Source organism: Alsobacter sp. R-9 (genome assembly GCF_054612375.1).
The window spans coordinates 312,747-330,615 of record NZ_JBTSWJ010000003.1; the positions used below are offsets into that span (position 1 = coordinate 312,747).

General features: G+C 63.5%; 23 protein-coding genes and 1 pseudogene. 19 read left to right on the forward strand and 5 right to left on the reverse strand.

What is annotated here, in order from left to right; all coding sequences use genetic code 11:
* Position 1: 1 nt before the first annotated feature.
* Genes arsC through ACX9GQ_RS06980 form a run of 3 tightly spaced genes read right to left on the reverse strand, consistent with a single transcriptional unit; the run spans position 2 to position 1,333 of the window.
* On the reverse strand, positions 2–427 hold the full coding sequence (arsC, locus tag ACX9GQ_RS06970) for an arsenate reductase (glutaredoxin) (protein WP_459628633.1): 426 nt from the start codon (positions 425–427) through the stop codon (positions 2–4).
* An 8-nt stretch (positions 428–435) separates the two neighbouring features.
* Positions 436–978: an arsenate reductase ArsC gene (locus ACX9GQ_RS06975; RefSeq protein WP_459628634.1), complete on the reverse strand. Its 543-nt coding sequence runs from the start codon at positions 976–978 to the stop codon at positions 436–438.
* Entirely contained in the window at positions 971–1,333 is a 363-nt protein-coding gene (locus tag ACX9GQ_RS06980) for an ArsR/SmtB family transcription factor (RefSeq protein ID WP_459628635.1), read from the reverse strand. The genes ACX9GQ_RS06975 and ACX9GQ_RS06980 overlap by 8 nt, the downstream gene beginning before the upstream one ends.
* 46 nt (positions 1,334–1,379) lie before the next feature.
* On the opposite strand from ACX9GQ_RS06980, the gene ACX9GQ_RS06985 reads away from it, so the two are divergent.
* Entirely contained in the window at positions 1,380–1,877 is a 498-nt protein-coding gene (locus ACX9GQ_RS06985) for a DUF6428 family protein (protein ID WP_459628636.1), read from the forward strand.
* Positions 1,878–1,893: 16 nt separating this feature from the next.
* Here the strand turns inward: ACX9GQ_RS06985 and ACX9GQ_RS06990 are convergent, their stop codons facing one another.
* Positions 1,894–2,181, reverse strand: coding sequence for a DNA -binding domain-containing protein (locus ACX9GQ_RS06990; protein WP_459628637.1), 288 nt, complete (start codon positions 2,179–2,181; stop codon positions 1,894–1,896).
* Between the two features lie 461 nt (positions 2,182–2,642).
* Between ACX9GQ_RS06990 and ACX9GQ_RS06995 the strand changes: the two genes are divergently transcribed.
* The 9 genes and pseudogenes from ACX9GQ_RS06995 (at position 2,643) to ACX9GQ_RS07035 (ending at position 9,145) form a co-directional block, all read left to right on the forward strand.
* The gene (locus ACX9GQ_RS06995; protein ID WP_233026536.1) at positions 2,643–2,915 is read left to right on the forward strand and encodes a helix-turn-helix transcriptional regulator; all 273 of its coding nucleotides are present in this window, start codon (positions 2,643–2,645) and stop codon (positions 2,913–2,915) included.
* Positions 2,916–3,941, forward strand: coding sequence for a replication initiator protein A (locus tag ACX9GQ_RS07000; protein ID WP_459628638.1), 1,026 nt, complete (start codon positions 2,916–2,918; stop codon positions 3,939–3,941).
* Positions 3,942–3,999: 58 nt separating this feature from the next.
* The gene (locus tag ACX9GQ_RS07005) at positions 4,000–4,518 is read left to right on the forward strand and encodes a DUF2840 domain-containing protein (protein ID WP_459628639.1); all 519 of its coding nucleotides are present in this window, start codon (positions 4,000–4,002) and stop codon (positions 4,516–4,518) included.
* Positions 4,515–5,060, forward strand: a complete 546-nt coding sequence (locus ACX9GQ_RS07010) for a S26 family signal peptidase (RefSeq protein WP_459628640.1) — start codon at positions 4,515–4,517, stop codon at positions 5,058–5,060. The genes ACX9GQ_RS07005 and ACX9GQ_RS07010 overlap by 4 nt, the downstream gene beginning before the upstream one ends.
* Complete coding sequence (locus tag ACX9GQ_RS07015) at positions 5,039–5,431, forward strand: DUF736 domain-containing protein (protein WP_459628641.1); 393 nt, start codon at positions 5,039–5,041, stop codon at positions 5,429–5,431. Before ACX9GQ_RS07010 ends, ACX9GQ_RS07015 begins: the two co-directional genes overlap by 22 nt.
* A 3-nt stretch (positions 5,432–5,434) precedes the next feature.
* Positions 5,435–6,274 (forward strand): lytic transglycosylase domain-containing protein, encoded by an 840-nt coding sequence (locus tag ACX9GQ_RS07020; protein WP_459628642.1) that lies wholly within the window; start codon positions 5,435–5,437, stop codon positions 6,272–6,274.
* The gene (locus ACX9GQ_RS07025; RefSeq protein ID WP_459628643.1) at positions 6,271–6,849 is read left to right on the forward strand and encodes a hypothetical protein; all 579 of its coding nucleotides are present in this window, start codon (positions 6,271–6,273) and stop codon (positions 6,847–6,849) included. The genes ACX9GQ_RS07020 and ACX9GQ_RS07025 overlap by 4 nt, the downstream gene beginning before the upstream one ends.
* 541 nt (positions 6,850–7,390) lie before the next feature.
* Positions 7,391–7,735, forward strand: a pseudogene (locus tag ACX9GQ_RS07030) (relaxase/mobilization nuclease domain-containing protein); the annotation flags it as partial.
* 177 nt (positions 7,736–7,912) lie between these two features.
* Positions 7,913–9,145, forward strand: coding sequence for a DUF3363 domain-containing protein (locus ACX9GQ_RS07035; protein WP_459628980.1), 1,233 nt, complete (start codon positions 7,913–7,915; stop codon positions 9,143–9,145).
* Positions 9,146–9,322: 177 nt separating this feature from the next.
* Here the strand turns inward: ACX9GQ_RS07035 and ACX9GQ_RS07040 are convergent, their stop codons facing one another.
* Positions 9,323–10,213, reverse strand: a complete 891-nt coding sequence (locus tag ACX9GQ_RS07040; protein WP_459628644.1) for a LysR family transcriptional regulator — start codon at positions 10,211–10,213, stop codon at positions 9,323–9,325.
* 153 nt (positions 10,214–10,366) lie between these two features.
* Between ACX9GQ_RS07040 and ACX9GQ_RS07045 the strand changes: the two genes are divergently transcribed.
* The 9 genes from ACX9GQ_RS07045 (at position 10,367) to ACX9GQ_RS07085 (ending at position 17,866) form a co-directional block, all read left to right on the forward strand.
* Positions 10,367–10,507, forward strand: a complete 141-nt coding sequence (locus tag ACX9GQ_RS07045) for a DUF1127 domain-containing protein (RefSeq protein ID WP_459628981.1) — start codon at positions 10,367–10,369, stop codon at positions 10,505–10,507.
* A 70-nt stretch (positions 10,508–10,577) separates the two neighbouring features.
* The gene (locus ACX9GQ_RS07050) at positions 10,578–11,132 is read left to right on the forward strand and encodes an N-acetyltransferase family protein (RefSeq protein ID WP_459628645.1); all 555 of its coding nucleotides are present in this window, start codon (positions 10,578–10,580) and stop codon (positions 11,130–11,132) included.
* The gene (locus ACX9GQ_RS07055) at positions 11,129–12,337 is read left to right on the forward strand and encodes an MFS transporter (protein ID WP_459628646.1); all 1,209 of its coding nucleotides are present in this window, start codon (positions 11,129–11,131) and stop codon (positions 12,335–12,337) included. Before ACX9GQ_RS07050 ends, ACX9GQ_RS07055 begins: the two co-directional genes overlap by 4 nt.
* Positions 12,338–12,602: 265 nt before the next feature.
* Complete coding sequence (locus ACX9GQ_RS07060) at positions 12,603–13,532, forward strand: LysR family transcriptional regulator (protein ID WP_459628982.1); 930 nt, start codon at positions 12,603–12,605, stop codon at positions 13,530–13,532.
* 144 nt (positions 13,533–13,676) lie between these two features.
* Complete coding sequence (locus ACX9GQ_RS07065; RefSeq protein ID WP_459628647.1) at positions 13,677–15,662, forward strand: conjugal transfer protein TraG; 1,986 nt, start codon at positions 13,677–13,679, stop codon at positions 15,660–15,662.
* An 11-nt stretch (positions 15,663–15,673) separates the two neighbouring features.
* On the forward strand, positions 15,674–16,135 hold the full coding sequence (locus ACX9GQ_RS07070; protein ID WP_459628648.1) for a ribbon-helix-helix domain-containing protein: 462 nt from the start codon (positions 15,674–15,676) through the stop codon (positions 16,133–16,135).
* A gap of 134 nt (positions 16,136–16,269) precedes the next feature.
* Complete coding sequence (gene trbB / locus ACX9GQ_RS07075) at positions 16,270–17,256, forward strand: P-type conjugative transfer ATPase TrbB (RefSeq protein WP_459628649.1); 987 nt, start codon at positions 16,270–16,272, stop codon at positions 17,254–17,256.
* Positions 17,253–17,585 (forward strand): TrbC/VirB2 family type IV secretion system protein, encoded by a 333-nt coding sequence (locus ACX9GQ_RS07080; RefSeq protein WP_459628650.1) that lies wholly within the window; start codon positions 17,253–17,255, stop codon positions 17,583–17,585. The genes trbB and ACX9GQ_RS07080 overlap by 4 nt, the downstream gene beginning before the upstream one ends.
* Complete coding sequence (locus ACX9GQ_RS07085; protein WP_233023572.1) at positions 17,585–17,866, forward strand: VirB3 family type IV secretion system protein; 282 nt, start codon at positions 17,585–17,587, stop codon at positions 17,864–17,866. The genes ACX9GQ_RS07080 and ACX9GQ_RS07085 overlap by 1 nt, the downstream gene beginning before the upstream one ends.
* The last annotated feature ends 3 nt before the right edge of the window (positions 17,867–17,869 follow it).

Consider the following 17,869-nt stretch of genomic DNA (forward strand, 5'->3'; position numbering starts at 1 on the left):
CTCACGCCGTCGCCACGCGGCGACCATGCCCGTCCACCACAGGCTCGCCGTCTTCCTTGAAAAACTCGCCTTGCTGCGGCGGCAGCAGATCGAGCACGTCTTCGGAGGGGCGGCAGAGCTTTACGCCCTTGGGACTGACGACGATTGGCCGGTTGATGAGGATCGGATGCGCCATCATCGCGTCAAGAAGCTGACCGTCGCACAACTGCGGATTATCCAAGCCGAGTTCGGCGTAGGGAGTGCCCTTCTCGCGGAGCAAAGCCCGAACCGAAATCCCCATGCGCCCGATAAGCTGCGTGAGCATGATCCGAGTCGGCGGCGTCTTCAGATACTCGATGATGTGCGGCTCAATGCCTGCGTTACGGATCATCGCCAGCGTGTTGCGAGACGTGCCGCAATCTGGGTTGTGGTAGATAATGATGTCCATGACCGGCCTCATGCCGCGCTGCCGCGCGGCGAGCTTGCGCCTTCGGATTGGCCGATTTCGACAAGGCGGGCTCGCAGCGTCGATTTGTCGAGGCTGGAGACGGGAAGCGCGGCAAAGACCGCGATACGATTCCGCAAATAGCGAAACGCGGTCACGAACGCCGTTTGTCGGGCAATCTCGGGGCCTTCTACAGTGGCGGGGTCTTCGATCCCCCAATGCGCTGTCATCGGCTGACCGGGCCAGACCGGACAGGCTTCACCGGCCGCGTTGTCGCAAACCGTGAACACGAAATCCATGACCGGAGCGTCAGCCCCGGCAAACTCATCCCAAGCCTTCGAGCGCAGGCCATCGGTCGGATAGTCAAAATTTTTGAGGGTCGCGATGGCGAGCGGGTTGACCGTCCCCTTGGGCTGGCTTCCGGCCGAGTAGGCGCGGAAGCGGCCCCCGCCATCCTTGTTCAGGATGCTTTCGGCCAGGATCGAGCGGGCCGAATTGCCGGTGCAGAGAAACAGGACGTTGAAGATGCGTTCGGGCGTAGTGTTATCAGACATGGGCTTTGTCCGTGGCAGGTTCACAGCAGGCGATAAGTTTGCTCGCGACCGGGCTGCACACTTCGGGATGACCTTGGCAGCAGTCGCGCATGAGAAATTCGAGCAGGCCGGACAGCGCCGGATAGGAGGCGCTGTAGATGATCGAGCGTCCGTCGCGGCGCGACTCGACAAGGCCGGATTGTTCAAGGTGGCTCAAGTGGAAGGACATGCGCGACGAGGACGCGCTATCCATCGCTTCCCCGATGGCCCCGGCCGGCATCCCATCCGGCCCGGCCGTGACCAGCAGGCGCACGATACGCAGGCGGGTTTCCTGCGAGAGCGCCGCGAAGGCGGAGAGGGCTTGCTTTTCGTTCATTAATATCTCAACATCTCAAGAATCGTTGAAATATGGATACACGGACATGAACGTTCACGCCAGCCCCCTAAAGACGGATTTTCAGGATGACGCTTCGCTCGGGGCGATCCTCGACGTTCTGGAAGCCCATGCCGACAAGGCTCTTGTCCTCACCTATGGCGACGGACGGCAGGTGCAGGCCGGCTATCACGTCACCGAGGTTAAAGCCGGTTCATTCGTCACGCTCGATTGCGGCGGCAATCCCGATGCGTGGCGGGAAACCGTCTTGCAGGTCGAGGACATTCCTCTGACCAAGGGCAACGCGCCCATGACCGTCACCAAGTTCCGGTCGATTCTCGGCAAGGTCGGCAGCAGAGTGCAACTCGACGCGAATGCGCGGCTGACCTGGGAAGTGAGCCGACCCGGCGATCCGATGCAAGTTTATGATGTGGCGGGCATCGAAATCGAGAGCGAACGGGCAGTTGTGCGCCTCAGCCCGCGCCCCGCGATTTGCAAGCCCAGGCATCGCGCGCAGCAGACGGGAGCGCCGGCCTGTTGCGGGTAGGTTATTGCAGCAACGATCAGCGCCCGGCTGCCACCGCCTGTTCCAGGATTCGGCGATAGCCCGCGCGTGAAAGCCATTCGGCGCGCGCGAGGTGGCTTTCCCAACATCGGCGCGTCAGCGTTTCGTCGCCGACCGGATCGCGATGCAGCACGATTCGCGCGGCTTCCTTCCAGTCCGCGCCGTCCGCCTTCGCGTCGAGAAGGCGCAAATAAGTGACGTAGTGCTGTTCGTCGTAAGGCGTAATGTCGTTTCCCGCTGGCGCTTCGTCGTCCACATCGGGATCGAGTTCGACAGGCTTTCGCATGTCTGTTCCCCGTATCCGAGAGGGTTTGTCTGCGGTGCGCCCCCGCAAACGGTGCTCTCTGACTCTGGTGATCGGGGAGTTAGTAACCGCATGACACGGCCCCACGGCCTTTAGTTCGGAGAACCTGTTGCATACGCCGCAGGCTCCCCGACCATAGGTCGAAGAGTGGTGCCAATTCGGCGACACCTTCCTAGTCATGAGGGGTTACTACGCCCCAGAGCGGCGCGTCCGCTCCACTTTCATGTCTAGCCGAACCGCGCCCGGATGTCTTTCCCTATTCGGCGCGACAGGCAATGACGCGCTGAAATCCATCATCTTTTCAGCTTGCCGGCGCGTCCCAAGGGGTGCCGCCAGCGCATAGGCGCAAATGCGGCACGCTACGCGCCGCCGATCCCCCGCCAAGGTTCGCCACAGCCCGCCGAAGTTTGCGGCGGCCACATCAACGAACCCAAGGTGATCTTATGGCCATCCGCCGCAATGCGGAGCTGCCGCCGCGCCTGTTGCGCACACAGGAAGCCGCGCGCTTTCTCGGCATCTCCATCCGCACGCTTGAAAAACATCGCACCTACGGCACCGGCCCGACCTATCGCAAGATCGGCGGCCGTGTCCTTTACACCGTTCGCGACCTTGAAGCCTGGAGCGCGGTCGGCACCCGCAAATCCACGCGCGACAAGAACGCCGGCACGGTCTTTCCCGCTCGCCCGCTCACGCCCGACGAGCGGGGCAAGCTCTGAATGCCGCGCGACGATCATAGACCCACGCGGCCGACCGACATCAGCGAACGCAGCCGGCTCGACCCCTTCATAGTCGCTACGGGCGACGCCGCGCCGCGTGACCAGCGCGATTTGATGGAGCGGCCTTTCTTCTCGCTGGCGAAGACACCGCGCACCAAGCCGATTCTCTACAAGGCTGCCGATGTCGAGGTGCAGGTGCTCGCCATGCCCGAACACGGCATGGCGACCATATGGGACGCCGATGTGCTGATATGGGCGGCCTCGCAGATCGTCGCGGCCGAGAATAGCGGCCTTCGCACGTCGCGCTTCTTCCGCTTCACGCCTTACCATCTGTTGCGCGCCATCGGGCGGCCGACCGGCAATCATCAATATCTATTGCTGAAAGCCGCGCTCGCGCGCCTGCAATCGACCGTCATCGCCACAACGATCCGCAACGGCCCGCATTGGCGTCGCCGGCAATTCTCCTGGGTGAATGAATGGGAGGAAATGACGACGCGCGCCGGCCGCGTCGAGGGCATGGAGTTCGTCCTACCAGAATGGTTCTACAACAGCGTCATTGACCGTTCGCTAGTTCTCACCATCGACCCGGCCTATTTCCGGCTCACAGGTGGTATCGAGCGTTGGCTTTACCGTGTCGCGCGCAAGCACGCCGGCCACCAGCGCCACGGCTGGACGTTCGAGGTTTCGCACCTTCACGCGAAGTCCGGCAGCCTCGCGCGGCCGTCAGACTTCGCGCTCGACATCCGCCGCATCGCCGAGCGCCAGCGGCTCCCCGGCTATCGGCTCCAGATCGAGCGGGAGAACGGCCGCGAGCTGCTGCTTATGCGGCCGGCAAAAGCATCCACAGTGCCTGTTGAAAACCGTGTGGACGCCATCGGCACATCAGGCGCACGCACTATCGGCACATCAGGCGCAAACCGCGCGCCGGACTCTATAGAAGAATCTAACAGAGAATCTAACTCTTGTTGTTTGGCGCGCGCGCAAGCGCGCCGTGGTGCCGGTGCCACGCCGAAGGGCGAGCCATGACACGCGCCCCCGGCATGGCGCTCGCGCGCAATCCCCATCCCATCCCCGGAGACGAACAATGACCCGCAGCGCGCATCGCGGCGCACACGGCCGTCCGCTGCCGGACGGGCCTGCGCCCTTCACGACGCTGGTTGAACTGACCTTCGACAAACGCAAGGTCGAGCACTGGATACGCTTCGGCCGTAAGAGCTACGAACAGATACTCGACCGTCGCCGCAGCGTCGTCGGCTTCGCGCCGGAGAGCACATTCGCCTTCGTCCGCTGGGCTGCCGGCGAGCATGGCACGATCATTTCCCGCATCGACATCGTGCGCGCCATCGGCCGGGGCGAGCCGTTTCAGACATTGCCCTTCGTGCGGCCGGGGGGCGACATCATGCTACGCCTCGACGGTTGGCCGAAGGTGCAGCGCGCGCTTGCCGTCATCGACGCCGTGGAGGCGCTGGGCCTCGACCCGGCCGACGTGTCCCCGGACTACTGGCGGCACGCGCACAACCGCCTGTCCGCGAATCTGGAGCCGAGCGCCTACACGCCGGAACGTCATGCCGCGTGGATCGGGCGGCGTAGGATCGGCCCATGACGCGCGCCGGCCTCCTTATCGCAACGGCGCTCGCGGCTGTCGGCGTCGGCTATCCCGGCCTCACGCCGATGCCGATCAAACTCATCTGGAACGCATCGGCCAGCGCGCCAATCGGCTTCTACACAATCGACTTCGACGGCCCGTTCGAGGTGACTGATCTTGTCGCCGCTGATGCACCCGAACCGCTCGCGACCTTTCTTAGCGAGCGCGGCTATCTGCCGAAGGGCGTGCCTCTGTTGAAGCGCGTGCGCGCCGTTTCCGGCCAGACCGTTTGCAGGATCGGCCACGTCATCACCGTCGATGGCATCATTGCCGGTGCCGCGCTCGAACGCGACCGGATCGGCCGTGCGCTACCCGTCTGGCAGGGCTGCCAGCGCATCCATACCGGCGAAATCTTCCTCATGAACTGGCAAGTCCGCGACAGCCTGGACGGCCGGTATTTCGGGTTGATTTCCACGGACCAGATCATCGGCCGAGCGGTGCCGCTCTGGACCGACGAGGACGGCGACGGCCGCTTCCAATGGCGCGCGCCGACGCACTGACTTCGCATTTCCCCCCACCAACCAGAAGGAGACTGACAATGCCTGCCAATATCTTTGAACCTACCGCCAACGGTTACGCCGGCCGCGTCCGGCTGTTCGGAATCGACGAGGCAATCGTGCTCGTCGCCATCGAGCCGAGCGACGCCGACAACGCGCCGGCCTACCGCATCCACCTCGACGACGAGGACGGCCCCGAAATCGGCGGCGGCTGGAAACGTGTCGGCGAACGCGCTGGCGACTACATCGCCCTGGAGATCGACAGCCCGCTTTTCCCCGCGCTATTTCGTCCGGCACTGTTCCAGGCCGACGACGAGGGACGCACCTTTCGGCTGGCGTGGAAACGGCCAAAGGCGCGCGAGGATCGGAACTGATCGGTGCGGTTTCCGATCATCCCTTTGTTCGCGGGAACGCACTCGCATCCCTTCGTCCCGCTCGGCGACAAGACGGCCGGCGCGCGCAGCGAAGGTCAGGGGCGGCCATCGGCCGGCGCTTTGCGCGCACCCTTGACCGTAGCGAGCACGCTGGCAGGCTGGCGTCATAGCGGCGATGGGGCGGCATGGCGCTGTGCCGTCCTGTTGCTCGCCGGGGCGCTTTCCGTCTGCGCCGGGCCGGGCGTCGCGGTCGCGCAATCCGCGCCGGTCGCGCGTCCTGCCCCCGATCCTTATGCCGCTCACATCGCCGAGGCGTCGCAGCGGTTCGGCATCCCCGAACCCTGGATTCGCGCCGTGCTGCGCGCCGAGAGCGCGGGCGACATGCGCGCGATTTCATCGGCCGGGGCGATGGGATTGATGCAGATCATGCCCGACACCTGGGCGGCCCTGCGCGTCCGCTACCAGCTCGGTCGCAATCCCTATGACCCGCGCGACAGCATCATGGCGGGCGCGGCGTATCTGCGCGAAATGTGGGACCGCTACGGCAATGTCGTAGCCATGCTCGCGGCCTACAATGCCGGTCCCGGTCGCTATGACGATCATCGTTCGACCGGCCATCCGCTGCCGGCCGAGACGCGCGCCTATGTCGCCGCGCTCGCGCCGATCCTGGGCGGCACGGCGACATCCGAAGCACCGTTAGCACCACCGCCGCCGCCGCCCGACTGGCGCGACGCTCCGCTCTTTATCGTGCGGCCGACCGACAGCCGGGCGACGGTCGCGCCGTCATCCGATGCGCAATCCGGCGATCTGTTTGCGTCCGTTTCGGAGCGGGACCGTCGATGAAAATCGCCTACGCGGACCCGCCCTATATCGGCTGCGCGCATCTCTACCGCGACCATCCCGACTATGCCGGCGAGGTCGATCATGCACGCCTGATAGAGCGGCTGGAGCGCGACTATGACGGCTGGATTTTGCACGCCGCCGCGACGCCGCGCTCCGTCGCGACGCTCGCGCCTTTGGTCGAGCGGACGGGCGCGCGGTGGATGGCCTGGGTGAAGGGATTTGCCGCGTTCAAGCGCAATATCCCCGTCGCCTTTGCGTGGGAGCCGGTCATCGTGAAGGCCGCGCGAAAGCCAGTCGTCAGCAAGCGGCTAGTGATGCGGGACTGGATTCAGGAGAGCATCACGCTTCGCCGTGGCCTCACTGGCGCGAAGCCCGAAGCGGTCTGCCATTGGGCGTTCGAGATGGTCGCCGCGCGCCCCGAAGACACGCTCGACGACCTGTTTCCCGGCAGCGGCGCGGTCGCGGAAGCATGGCGCACATGGCGTCTCAAATTCGCATTGCCGGACGAGCCAGCAGCGCGGGTCGCGGCATCCATCGGTGTTCGGAATCAGGCAGCGGATGGAGCAGAACCGTGAAGGCAGGAAGCGGAGAAAGGGCCGAAGGAGCGGAGGGCAAGATTAAAGAAGCCGGCACCATGTCGGGCCGCTTCTGGAAATTGTTGTTGTCTGCACACTGTTTAGGGGAGCCGCGAGCGGCACCGTGTTTTTGGACCCCGCGAGCCGTGATCTTGTGCAAAGCCTTGGCTTTGCTGGGTTTCGACCGGCACCATGACCGCCGAACGCCCGATTTTCTTGGGTTTAGGCCGGAGGCGCTGGCATGAGCGCCGACGACGAAAACCGCTTCCGGCCGAAGCCCGGTCGCATCCGATCCGATGCGCCACGCGCGGGCAAGACAAGGAGCTTCTTCACCCAGGCGAAGAAGATCGCCCGGCAGCAGCGAGCGGCCGTTTCCCATGCGCCCGCCGCGCCATCGTCTTCCCGGTCAACAGCGTCGCGCGGCTCCCGCGCCATCATCGCCAGCGGTAAGGGCGTGAAGCGCGGCCGGGGCGCGAGCTTCGTCCGCGCCCGCAACATATCCGGCAACTGGCATCACCGGCAGCCCGGCAGCCGGCGCGTCATGGTCAAGCAACGCAGCGTTCGGGCCGCGTGGAAGGACGGTCGCGCCCGCGCGCATCTTCGCTACATCCAGCGCGACGGCACATCGCGCGATGGCGAGCGCGGCCAGCTCTATTCGGCGCGTGAGGACCGCGCCGATGGCGACGCCTTCCTTGATCGCGGCAAGGAGGATCGCCACCAATTCAGATTCATCGTCTCGCCGGAGGATGGCGCGGACCTGTCCGACCTTACGACCTATACCCGCGACTTCATGCGCCAGGTGGAGGCCGACCTTGGCACGAAACTCGATTGGGTTGCGGTCAATCACTACAACACCGGGCATCCCCATGTGCATATCGTCGTCAACGGCCGCGATGACACAGGCGCGGATTTGGTCATCAACGGCGATTATCTCTCTGCCGGGCTGCGCGAGCGGGCGAGCGAGCTTGCGAGCCTCGAACTTGGCCCCGTCACCGAGATCGAGCAGGCTCACAAACTGTCGGCCGAGATCGACCAGGACCGTTTCACCCGCATCGACCGGGCTATGGTCGAGGAAGCCGACGACAGGTTCCTCGACCTTCGCCAAGAGCCGGCCGCGCCGCGCCGCCAGTTCAATCGCGCGCTGCGCCTGCGCCGTCTTGCCAAGCTGGACAAGATGGGGCTGGCGACCGAGCACGCGCCGGGCGTTTGGGAGTTGAGCGAGCGCATGGAGCCGACCTTGCGCGAGATGGGCGAGCGCGGCGACATCATCCGCAACATGCACAAGGCGCTAAGGGCCGATGGCTTGGAGCGCGACCCGCTCACCTTCCAAATCCATGACGGGCCGCCCGAAAAGCCCCTCGTCGGCCGCGTCGTCGATAAGTATCTATCCGACGAGTTGGGCGAGAACCTGACCGTTGTGGTGGACGGGATCGACGGCCGGACCCACCATGTAGCCGGCATCGACCCGGCGCGCGTTGAAGATGCGCGGATCGGCAGCATCGTCGAGATCGGCCCGGCCGACACCGCGCAGCGGCCATCCGACCGAAGCATTGCCGCCATCGCCGAGGATGGCGTCTATCGACCGAGCCGCCATCTGGAGCGGGCGAAGTTCGAGGGCCGCGTTCCGGGCGGCGATTATGAGGGCTATGTCGATGCTCATGTGCGCCGGCTGGAGGCGTTGCGCCGCGCCGGGATCGTCGAGCGGATCGACGCCGACCAATGGCGCATCCCCGAGGACTTCGAGAGTCGCGCCGCCGCCTACGATGCCGGCCGCAACCGGCAGGCCAGCGTTCGCGTCCTGTCGGTGCTCGATCTTGAAAAGCAGATCGGCGCGGACGGCGCGACGTGGCTCGACCGCCGATTGGTAGTGCCTGACGCATCCGACCTTGCTTCGGCCGGCTTCGGCCAGCAGGTGCGCGAGGCGATGGACCAGCGCCGCGAGCATCACATCGAACAGGGCGACGCTACACGTCGGCAGGACGGCCGCGTGTTCTATCGGCGCAATCTTCTCGCGACATTACGCGAGCGCGAGGTCGCCAGCGTCGGAGCGGAGATCGCCGCGAACAAGGCGCTGCCGTTCCGCGCCGCCGCCGATGGCGAAACCGTCAGCGGCAAGTTCACCGGGACCGTGCAGCTAACTAGCGGCAAGTTCGCCATCGTGGAACAGGCGCACGAGTTCACTCTCGTCCCATGGCGGCCAGTCATCGACCGGCAGCTTGGCCGCGAGGTCGTAGGCGTCATGCAAGATGGGTCGGTGTCGTGGCATCTCGGAAGAGCGCGTGAGATGGGGCTCTAAATGTCGGTGTGCAATTTCTCGCTGACGCTGAACAGATCGCAAAACGTCTAAAGAGGTTGCGGCGTTTGCCGGCTTGGTTAATCACCCGCAATCTCATTCAGCCAATCGTCGCTCCGCAATGGAATGTGATGCTTTTAGGTGAGAATGCCTGCACCTGATCTATCGGCAATGGTGGCGCTAACCTTGTGAGCATATCGCTTTAAGTGCGGACAACGTGTGTCTGAGACCCGTATCCACACGCTTGTCACGACGAACCACGACAGCAAGCTGACGAGAGAGCTGTGGAGAGAGGGAGCGAATGGCCAAACTCTGCCGGGCTTGTTCATTGCGTAGAGCCATGCTCGGAAGAATGGCGCAGCCAAGTCCCACACGAACAATCTCCTTGATAGCTTCCACGCTCCCAAGTGACATAGCAGGTTTTAATGATACCCCACCACGCAGGAACCAATTATCCGCAATGCGCCGTGTATTGCTATTTGGCTCGTAGAGGATGACTGCCTTCGCCGAAAGAACGCTAGGCGTAATGCGGAGCGGAAGCACCATGTCTGTCGGTGCAATCAGCACGAACTCGTCTTCGATGACAGGCATGATCTCGAACATTCGCCCTGACAGCGGCAAAGTAACGAGCGCAACGTCGATCGTATTCTCTTCCAACGATTTGGCGATATCCGCTGTGTTGCCTGTGACAACGGTGATTTCAAGCGCGGGATATTTTTTTCGCAGTTTTCCGAGAATCGACGGCAACAGGAAGATACAGGCGGTTGCGCCGGTGCCGATACGCACACGACCTGCAACGCCCTTGGTTCGGCTGCCGACCGCCTCCAGGGCGGCGGCGACGGCATCCTGAATCTGACCGGCATGGCTGAGCAACTCGACGCCGGCGGCTGTCGGCCTCGCCTTCCGCCCGACGCGTTCGATGAGCCCCGCTCCGAGCGTTCTTTCAAGTTGGCGAATCTGCAGGCTGACGGCGGGCTGCGTAAGCTGCAGGCGCTCCGCCGCCGCCGAGAAGCTGCCGTGCTCGACGACGATGACGAAGGTTTGCAGGTAGTCGAGGTTGAGACTTCTCATCAAAGCATCTCTTATGCTTCGTATAATTCCTAAAATCTTCTTTTATATAGCCCGATCTGGCATGGTCAAGCAACGGCGGCCATAGGGGCCGCCGCTTAAGGTCGGCGACAGACGTTGTGGCGAGTCAAAACGTTTTGCGGTTTCTGGATCGAGCTGGGGCGATATCTCGCCTGCTCGTCACGGTCGCGAATCCGGCAGTTGCAGCAGTTGCGAGAGCTCGACGACCACCTGCTTGCGGACATCGGCCTCTCGCGACGGGAAGCGCGGCGGGGACGCCGCGATCCAGACGACTAAAGCCCGCGGCCTGCGCAGAACGACGTGAAAAGGAAACTCAGATGAGTCGTTGGGGGCGAGGAAAGTGCCGATGAATAATGCTGTGATCGTCCGGGATGCAAACGAGGCCGATATGACAGCGATCCAGGCCATCTATCAGCATTATGTGCTGAATGGCCTGGCGACCTTTGAGGAGATTCCGCCCTCGGCTGAAGAGATGGTGTCGCGGCGTGCCTCGGTGGTTGACGCCGGTCTGCCGTATCTGGTCGCGGAAGCCGACGGACGGATTGTCGGCTATTCCTACGCAACCTCCTACCGGCCGCGTCCGGCCTACCGCCACACGATCGAGGATTCGGTCTACGTCGCGGATGGGCTGGGCGGCCGTGGCATTGGCGCGGCCCTGCTTCAGGCGCTGATCGTGCGCTGCGAGGCTGGTCCATGGCGGCAGATGCTGGCCGTGATCGGCAACAGCGGGAATGCCGGATCGATCGCGCTTCATCAAAGACTGGGCTTCCAGCATGTCGGCACGCTTCGCTCGGTCGGCTTCAAGCTCGGCCAGTGGGTCGATACGGTCCTGATGCAGCGCGCGCTTGGGCCGGGAGATACGGCGCTTCCCTTGACGGTCCGGCAAGAGCGAACGAGGTGATCGCGCGCCGGACCGTCGTTGCGCTCGGGTTCAGCCAGCTCATCTCGTGGGGCATCACCTATTATCTGATCGGCGGTTTCGGCGAAGAGATCGCGTCGGACCTCGGCTGGACCCGTGATATCGTCTATGGCGGGTTCTCCGCCGCATTGCTGGTGATGGGGCTGACGTCGCCCGTCGCTGGCCGTTGGGTGGATCGCCATGGCGGCCGCAGAATCATGAACGTCGGCGCGGTCATGAACGCCGTGGGCTGCTTTGGGCTTGCGTGCTCGCACACCGTCGCGATGTATTTTGCTTCCTGGATCGTTCTCGGACTCGGCATGCGTCTGACACTCTACGACGCGGCCTTCGCCGCCCTGGCGCGTATCGGCGGGCCGGAGGCGCGCGGCCCGATATCTCAGATCACGCTGCTGGGCGGATTGGCGTCTTCTGTCTTCTGGCCCTTCGGGCATCTGCTATCCACGCAGTTCGGCTGGCGCGGCGCACTGGTCGGATACGCCGTGCTGGCGATCGCGACGATCCCGCTGCATCTTCTCATTCCGAACGCGAGCTATGACCACTCGCCGGATCGCGTGTCAGCCGCAGCGAGCGTCCCCCTCGCGGTAGCGCGTCGCGATATCTTCGTCGCCGGCACTCTCTATGCGGTGATCACGACGGGGGCGAACTGCCTCAACGCGGGCATGTCCGCACACATGATCCCTGTGTTGATCGGTTTAGGAATCGGCGCGCCGGTGGCCGTGTGGATCGCGACGTTGCGCGGCATCGGACAATCAGCGGCGCGGCTTTGCGAAATATTGTTCGGACGTCGGGTCGATCCGGTCGCTCTTAATCTGCTGGCGTGTGTCATCATGCCAATTTCCTTTGTTCTTGGCTTGTTTAGCGGAAGCTCTGTGGCGATTGGCCTCGGATTCGCGTTTCTATATGGGGCCTGTAACGGCATCCTGACGATCACGCGAGGCACACTTCCACTCGTGTTGTTTGATCATCGCAGCTACGGGCGGCTCGTTGGCGTTCTCATTATCCCGAGTTTCATCCTGTCGGCGGCAGCCCCGCTCATCTACGCCATGTTCATGAGTTGGTTTGGTGATGTCGGTGCGCTTTACGTATCAACAGGCATTGCGCTGATCGCGCTCTTCGCGGCATTGCTCTTGAAATGTCTGTTTCCACCTTCATCCTCGAACGGTTCTGCCGATATGAAAGGCAATTAAATCGAGATACCGTCGGGGTGCTAAGCGTTTCGTTGCATCGCCTGATGACCTGTGTGTGCGTTCTAACGAAAGCATCGCTTATTGAGGTCATAAGACTGAGTCCCTTTCAGTATTTCTATATGATCTTATAGTGGGTTCATTATCGTGTATGTCATGGCGAATGTAGAGATGTCTCAAGATAGACAACCATATGCGACAATTGCGATCCAAATTAAACGGCACATTTGAAAGAAGAATTCCTCCTTTATTAGGAAGCAGAATTCCACTGGCAGCACTGATTCAGACTCTCGCCGTTGCTGAGCACTTGAATTTTCGCCACGCCGCCAATGCGCTCGGCGTCAGCCTGTCGAGCGTCAGCGCCCGCGTGAAGACGCTGGAGGAAGACCTTGGCATCCTCCTGTTCGAGCGTCATGCGCGGGGCGTCCGACTGACAGAGGCCGGTCGCCGCTTCGTCGAGCATGTCGCGGCAGGCGTCGATGAACTCGACCACGCCGTAAAAACGGCGGGCATGGCGGCAGCAGGGGAATGCGGCCGTTTGCGTATCGGCGTCCACGCCCTCATTCCTGGCAGCTTCCTGGCAGAGTTGATCGAGCGATACCGTAACGAGCATCAAAGTATCGAAATCGAGATCACGGAGGGCACGGCCCGAGAGGCGGTCATGCAACTGCGCGCAAACCGGCTCGACATTGTATTCGTAGCCGGAACACCCGAATTGCCCGATTGTCACACGCGGCGAATCTGGACAGAATCGCTTGCCGTCGCGCTTCCGGAGCGGCATCCGCTCGCCGAACAGTCCTCTGTGACCTGGGCTAATTTAACCGAGGAAACATTCCTTGTCCGCTATGGCGGCACCGGGCCGCAGGTGCAGGACCATATTGTGCTGCGTCTCGCCGGGCGATGGTCTGCACCGTCGATCCTGCGTTTCAATGTCGAGCGCGGCACGCTGCTTTCGATGGTCGGTCAAGGCTTCGGCATCACCATCGTCGGGGCGGCCACGTCGCTGCTTCAAACGTCCGGCGTGGTTTTCTTACCCATCGCGGATGAACCCGAGCCGGCGTCGTTTTCTGCCGTGTGGTCGCCATTCAATCAAGGCGCGGCTCTCCGAAACCTGCTCACTCTCGCCAGTGAAATAGGCCGGGCCAATCCGACCGGATTGAGCCGTCGCGATTCGATTCAGCCCGTTGCGCAGCAGTAACAACGCGGGCGATAACTAAAGCGCAACCCATCCTATTCGCCGCCGATAGTATCCGGCAGCCCTCCCGCATCCTCTTTCCTGTTGCCTGTCCCATAATTGCCTACTCTCTGATCGGCTCCGTCCCTTTTCTCGACTGGAGCCTTTATGCGCGGAGGCCGAATCCTTTGGGGTCAGATCGCCGTGGTCTTCACCATCGTTCTGGTGATGACCTGGGCGGCGACGCAATGGACCGCATGGCGTCTCGGCTTTCAGGCACAGCTTGGCAATCCGTGGTTCGAGCTGGCCGGCTGGCCGATCTACTACCCGCCTGCGCTGTTCTGGTGGTGGTATGCGTTCGACGCCTACGCGCCTTCGATCTTCGTCGAGGGCGGCGCTATCGCGGCATCGGGCGGCATCATGTCCATCGCCGCCGCCATCACCATGTCCATCATCCGGGCGCGGGAGGCGCGCAACGTCGCGACCTATGGTTCAGCACGATGGGCGGAAGACAAGGAAATCCGCGCCGCCGGATTACTCGGTCCCGATGGCGTCCTGCTCGGCAAGCAGGATCGGGAATATCTGCGCCACGATGGGCCGGAGCATGTCCTATGCTTCGCGCCGACCCGCAGCGGCAAGGGCGTTGGCCTTGTGGTGCCGACGCTGCTGACCTGGCCCGGAAGCTGCATCGTCCACGACATCAAAGGGGAGAACTGGACGCTGACGGCGGGCTTTCGCGCGAAGCACGGTCGCGTCCTGCTGTTCGATCCGACCAACGCCAAATCGTCGGCCTACAATCCGCTGCTGGAGGTCCGGCAAGGCGAATGGGAAGTCCGCGACGTGCAGAACATCGCGGATATTCTGGTCGATCCCGAAGGCAGCCTCGACAAGCGCAACCATTGGGAAAAGACCAGCCACAGCCTGCTTGTCGGCGCGATCCTCCATGTCCTCTATGCCGAGGCCGACAAGACACTGGCTGGCGTCGCCAACTTCCTGTCCGACCCGCGCCGTCCCATCGAGGCGACGTTACGGGCAATGATGGACACGCCGCACCTAGGCGAAGCCGGCGTTCATCCCGTCATCGCATCGTCAGCGCGCGAGCTGTTGAACAAGAGCGAGAACGAGCGGTCGGGCGTGTTGAGCACCGCCATGTCGTTCCTGGGACTGTATCGCGATCCGGTGGTGGCGCGCGTCACGGCGCGCTGCGACTGGCGCATTGCCGATCTCGTCGGAAGCAAGGAGCCGGTCAGTCTCTATCTCGTCGTCCCACCGTCCGACATCAACCGCACCAAGCCGCTCATTCGCCTGATCCTCAATCAGATCGGCAGGCGGTTGACCGAGGAATTGAACACCACCAGCAAGCGCCATCGGTTGCTGTTGATGCTCGACGAGTTTCCCGCGCTCGGCCGCCTCGACTTTTTCGAAAGCGCCTTAGCCTTCATGGCGGGCTACGGCATCAAGAGTTTTCTGATCGCGCAGAGCCTCAATCAAGTTGAACGCTCCTACGGCCCGAACAATTCCATCCTCGACAACTGCCACGTCAGAGTCGCCTTCGCCACGAACGATGAAAGGACGGCCAAAAGAGTTAGCGACGCGCTCGGCACCGCGACCGAAATGCGCGACTCCACCAATTACGCCGGCCACCGCCTCGCGCCGTGGTTAGGACATTTGATGGTGTCGCGGCAGGAGACGGCCCGGCCGCTGCTCACGCCGGGCGAGATCATGCAGCTTCCGCCATCCGACGAAATCGTGATGGTCGCGGGAACGCCGCCGATCCGGGCCGCAAAGGCGCGCTATTTCGAAGACGCGCGGTTGATGGAACGCATCCTGACCCCGCCCGATCCGGCAGCCAATCCCACCGCCGCGCCGTCATCCGACGATTGGTCGAGCCGCGTGGTGTCGGCAGCGAAGCCCACAGTCGCGCCCGCGCCCGGAGCGACCGAGAGCGATCCGGCCAATGCCGGCATCCGCCGCGAGCCGGAATTGCCGGAGCATGAGGAAATCGTCGCGCCGCCACGTCCGCCCGAACAGGAGTTCGACTTGCCGGACGACGAGCCGGACGTTGACGCCGCCAAGGCCCGCGCGCTGCGCCAGCGGATGCGGGTGGTCGCGCGGCAAGCGTTGCTCGACCCCGGCGACGGTATCGAGCTTTGAAGGACACGCCCATGACCACCAAAACCCGGATGAACGTCTATTTCGAGTTTGAGCTATTGAAACAGGTCGAGGCGCTGGCGCTGCGCCGGCAAGTGTCGAAATCCGCGATCATCGAGGCGGCCGTCGCGTCCTTCCTATCCGGCGACACTTCGGATCGGCTGGAGGCGGCGATGTCGCGACGCCTCGACAAGCTCGGCCGCGAGATCCACGCGCTCGACGAGGATCTGGCCGTGCTCGGCGAAACCGTTTCGCTGTTCGTCAACATCTGGCTTGCCTCCACGCCGCCGCTGCCGGAGAGCGCGCAAGCATCCGCGCGCGCGAAAGGAGCCGAACGGTTCGAGGGCTTCATGCAGACGCTCGGCCGGCGTCTTGCGACCGGCGACAGGTTCCTCAAAGAGTTGTCGCGCGATGTCGATTCGCTTCGTGACAGTCCTACGCAAGATCAATCCGAGGCGACGGGCGATCCATCCTGAATATTCAACCCGTCCTATTCGCCGCCGATAGCCGCCGATCACCGCATCCGTTTCGATAGTTGTTGAATCGGTCCGACTTCCGCCTTTCTTAATCAGCCCCGTTGCGGGGACCGTCAATTGCGCCCCGTCAGGAAATGGGGCCGAGATTGACCACCACACATCATAAGCCGGAAGCGGTCCAGCGCGGCGCGCGCATGTTGCGCACCGCGCTCGGTGCAGCCATCGCCAGCTTTCTGGAAGACCCGGCCGTGGTCGAGGTCATGCTGAATCCAGATGGTCGCATCTGGATCGACCGACTTTCCGAAGGGCTGGTCGATACGGACGAAACCATGTCTCCGGCGGATGGCGAACGCATCGTCCGTCTTGTTGCTCACCATGTAGGCGCGGAGGTTCATGCCCGCGCGCCGCGCGTGTCGGCGGAATTGCCGGAAACCGGCGAACGATTCGAGGGGCTTTTGCCGCCTGTTGTCGCCGCGCCGGCCTTCGCCATCCGCAAGCCCGCCGTCGCGGTGTTCAGCCTCGACGACTATGTGGCGGCCGGCATCATGTCCGCCGACCAGGCCGCGACGCTGCGCGCGGCCGTCGCGTCGCGTGCAAACATCCTCGTCGCAGGCGGCACGTCCACCGGCAAGACGACGCTGACCAATGCGCTGCTCGCCGAGGTGGCGAAGGGCGCGGATCGCGTCGTCATCATCGAAGACACGCGCGAGCTGCAATGCACCGCGCCCAACCTCGTCGCCATGCGGACGAAGGACGGCGTGGCGACGCTCTCCGACCTTGTGCGCTCGTCGCTGCGCCTGCGCCCCGACCGCATTCCCATCGGCGAGGTGCGCGGCGCGGAAGCCCTCGACCTGCTCAAAGCCTGGGGCACCGGCCATCCAGGCGGCATCGGCACCATCCATGCCGGCACAGGCATGGGCGCGCTGCGCCGCCTTGAACAGCTCATTCAAGAGGCTGTCGTCACCGTCCCCCGCGCCCTGATCGCGGAAACCATCGACCTCGTTGCCGTCCTCGCCGGTCGCGGTTCCGCGCGCCGGCTCGCCGAACTCGCCCGCGTCGAAGGGCTGGGGCCGGACGGCGATTACCGCATCACCCCCGCCAGCACAGGAGAACCCGAATGATTCAATCCGTCTCGCACATCCGTCGCCGCTTCGCGACGGCCACAGCTTTCGTGACCGTCACGCTGCTCACGGCCCCGGCCGCCCATGCGTCCGGCTCGTCGATGCCGTGGGAGCAGCCCTTGCAGCAAATCCTGCAATCCATCGAAGGGCCGGTTTCCAAGGTCATCGCCGTTATCATCATCATCGTGACCGGCCTCACGCTCGCCTTCGGCGACACCAGCGGAGGCTTCCGCCGCCTCATCCAGATCGTGTTCGGCCTGTCGATAGCCTTCGCCGCGTCGAGTTTCTTCCTGTCGTTCTTCTCGTTCGGCGGCGGGGCGCTCGTTTGATGGCGGCCGTCCTCGAACAACTCGACGCGGTGCCGGGATTTTCCATTCCCGTCCATCGGGCGCTGACCGAGCACATCATGCTCGGCGGCGCACCGCGCTCCATCGCTATCATGAACGGGACGCTGGCCGGGGCCGTGGGCCTTGGCCTGCGTCTTTGGCTTGTCGGGCTGGCGATATGGGCCATCGGCCATTTCGCAGCCGTATGGGCGGCGAAGCGCGACCCGCTCTTTGTCGAGGTCGGGCGGCGGCATCTGCGCATCCCCGCGAACCTCGCAGCGTGAGGG

Bases quoted from the DNA above. Each gene is read 5' to 3' on its own strand.
- arsC (WP_459628633.1), bottom strand. From the start codon at position 427: ATGGACATCATTATCTACCACAACCCAGATTGCGGCACGTCTCGCAAC.
- ACX9GQ_RS06975 (WP_459628634.1), bottom strand. From the start codon at position 978: ATGTCTGATAACACTACGCCCGAACGCATCTTCAACGTCCTGTTTCTC.
- ACX9GQ_RS06980 (WP_459628635.1), bottom strand. From the start codon at position 1,333: ATGAACGAAAAGCAAGCCCTCTCCGCCTTCGCGGCGCTCTCGCAGGAA.
- ACX9GQ_RS06985 (WP_459628636.1), top strand. From the start codon at position 1,380: ATGAACGTTCACGCCAGCCCCCTAAAGACGGATTTTCAGGATGACGCT.
- ACX9GQ_RS06990 (WP_459628637.1), bottom strand. From the start codon at position 2,181: ATGCGAAAGCCTGTCGAACTCGATCCCGATGTGGACGACGAAGCGCCA.
- ACX9GQ_RS06995 (WP_233026536.1), top strand. From the start codon at position 2,643: ATGGCCATCCGCCGCAATGCGGAGCTGCCGCCGCGCCTGTTGCGCACA.
- ACX9GQ_RS07000 (WP_459628638.1), top strand. From the start codon at position 2,916: ATGCCGCGCGACGATCATAGACCCACGCGGCCGACCGACATCAGCGAA.
- ACX9GQ_RS07005 (WP_459628639.1), top strand. From the start codon at position 4,000: ATGACCCGCAGCGCGCATCGCGGCGCACACGGCCGTCCGCTGCCGGAC.
- ACX9GQ_RS07010 (WP_459628640.1), top strand. From the start codon at position 4,515: ATGACGCGCGCCGGCCTCCTTATCGCAACGGCGCTCGCGGCTGTCGGC.
- ACX9GQ_RS07015 (WP_459628641.1), top strand. From the start codon at position 5,039: ATGGCGCGCGCCGACGCACTGACTTCGCATTTCCCCCCACCAACCAGA.
- ACX9GQ_RS07025 (WP_459628643.1), top strand. From the start codon at position 6,271: ATGAAAATCGCCTACGCGGACCCGCCCTATATCGGCTGCGCGCATCTC.
- ACX9GQ_RS07035 (WP_459628980.1), top strand. From the start codon at position 7,913: ATGGTCGAGGAAGCCGACGACAGGTTCCTCGACCTTCGCCAAGAGCCG.
- ACX9GQ_RS07040 (WP_459628644.1), bottom strand. From the start codon at position 10,213: ATGAGAAGTCTCAACCTCGACTACCTGCAAACCTTCGTCATCGTCGTC.
- ACX9GQ_RS07050 (WP_459628645.1), top strand. From the start codon at position 10,578: ATGAATAATGCTGTGATCGTCCGGGATGCAAACGAGGCCGATATGACA.
- ACX9GQ_RS07065 (WP_459628647.1), top strand. From the start codon at position 13,677: ATGCGCGGAGGCCGAATCCTTTGGGGTCAGATCGCCGTGGTCTTCACC.
- ACX9GQ_RS07070 (WP_459628648.1), top strand. From the start codon at position 15,674: ATGACCACCAAAACCCGGATGAACGTCTATTTCGAGTTTGAGCTATTG.
- trbB (WP_459628649.1), top strand. From the start codon at position 16,270: ATGGGGCCGAGATTGACCACCACACATCATAAGCCGGAAGCGGTCCAG.
- ACX9GQ_RS07080 (WP_459628650.1), top strand. From the start codon at position 17,253: ATGATTCAATCCGTCTCGCACATCCGTCGCCGCTTCGCGACGGCCACA.
- ACX9GQ_RS07085 (WP_233023572.1), top strand. From the start codon at position 17,585: ATGGCGGCCGTCCTCGAACAACTCGACGCGGTGCCGGGATTTTCCATT.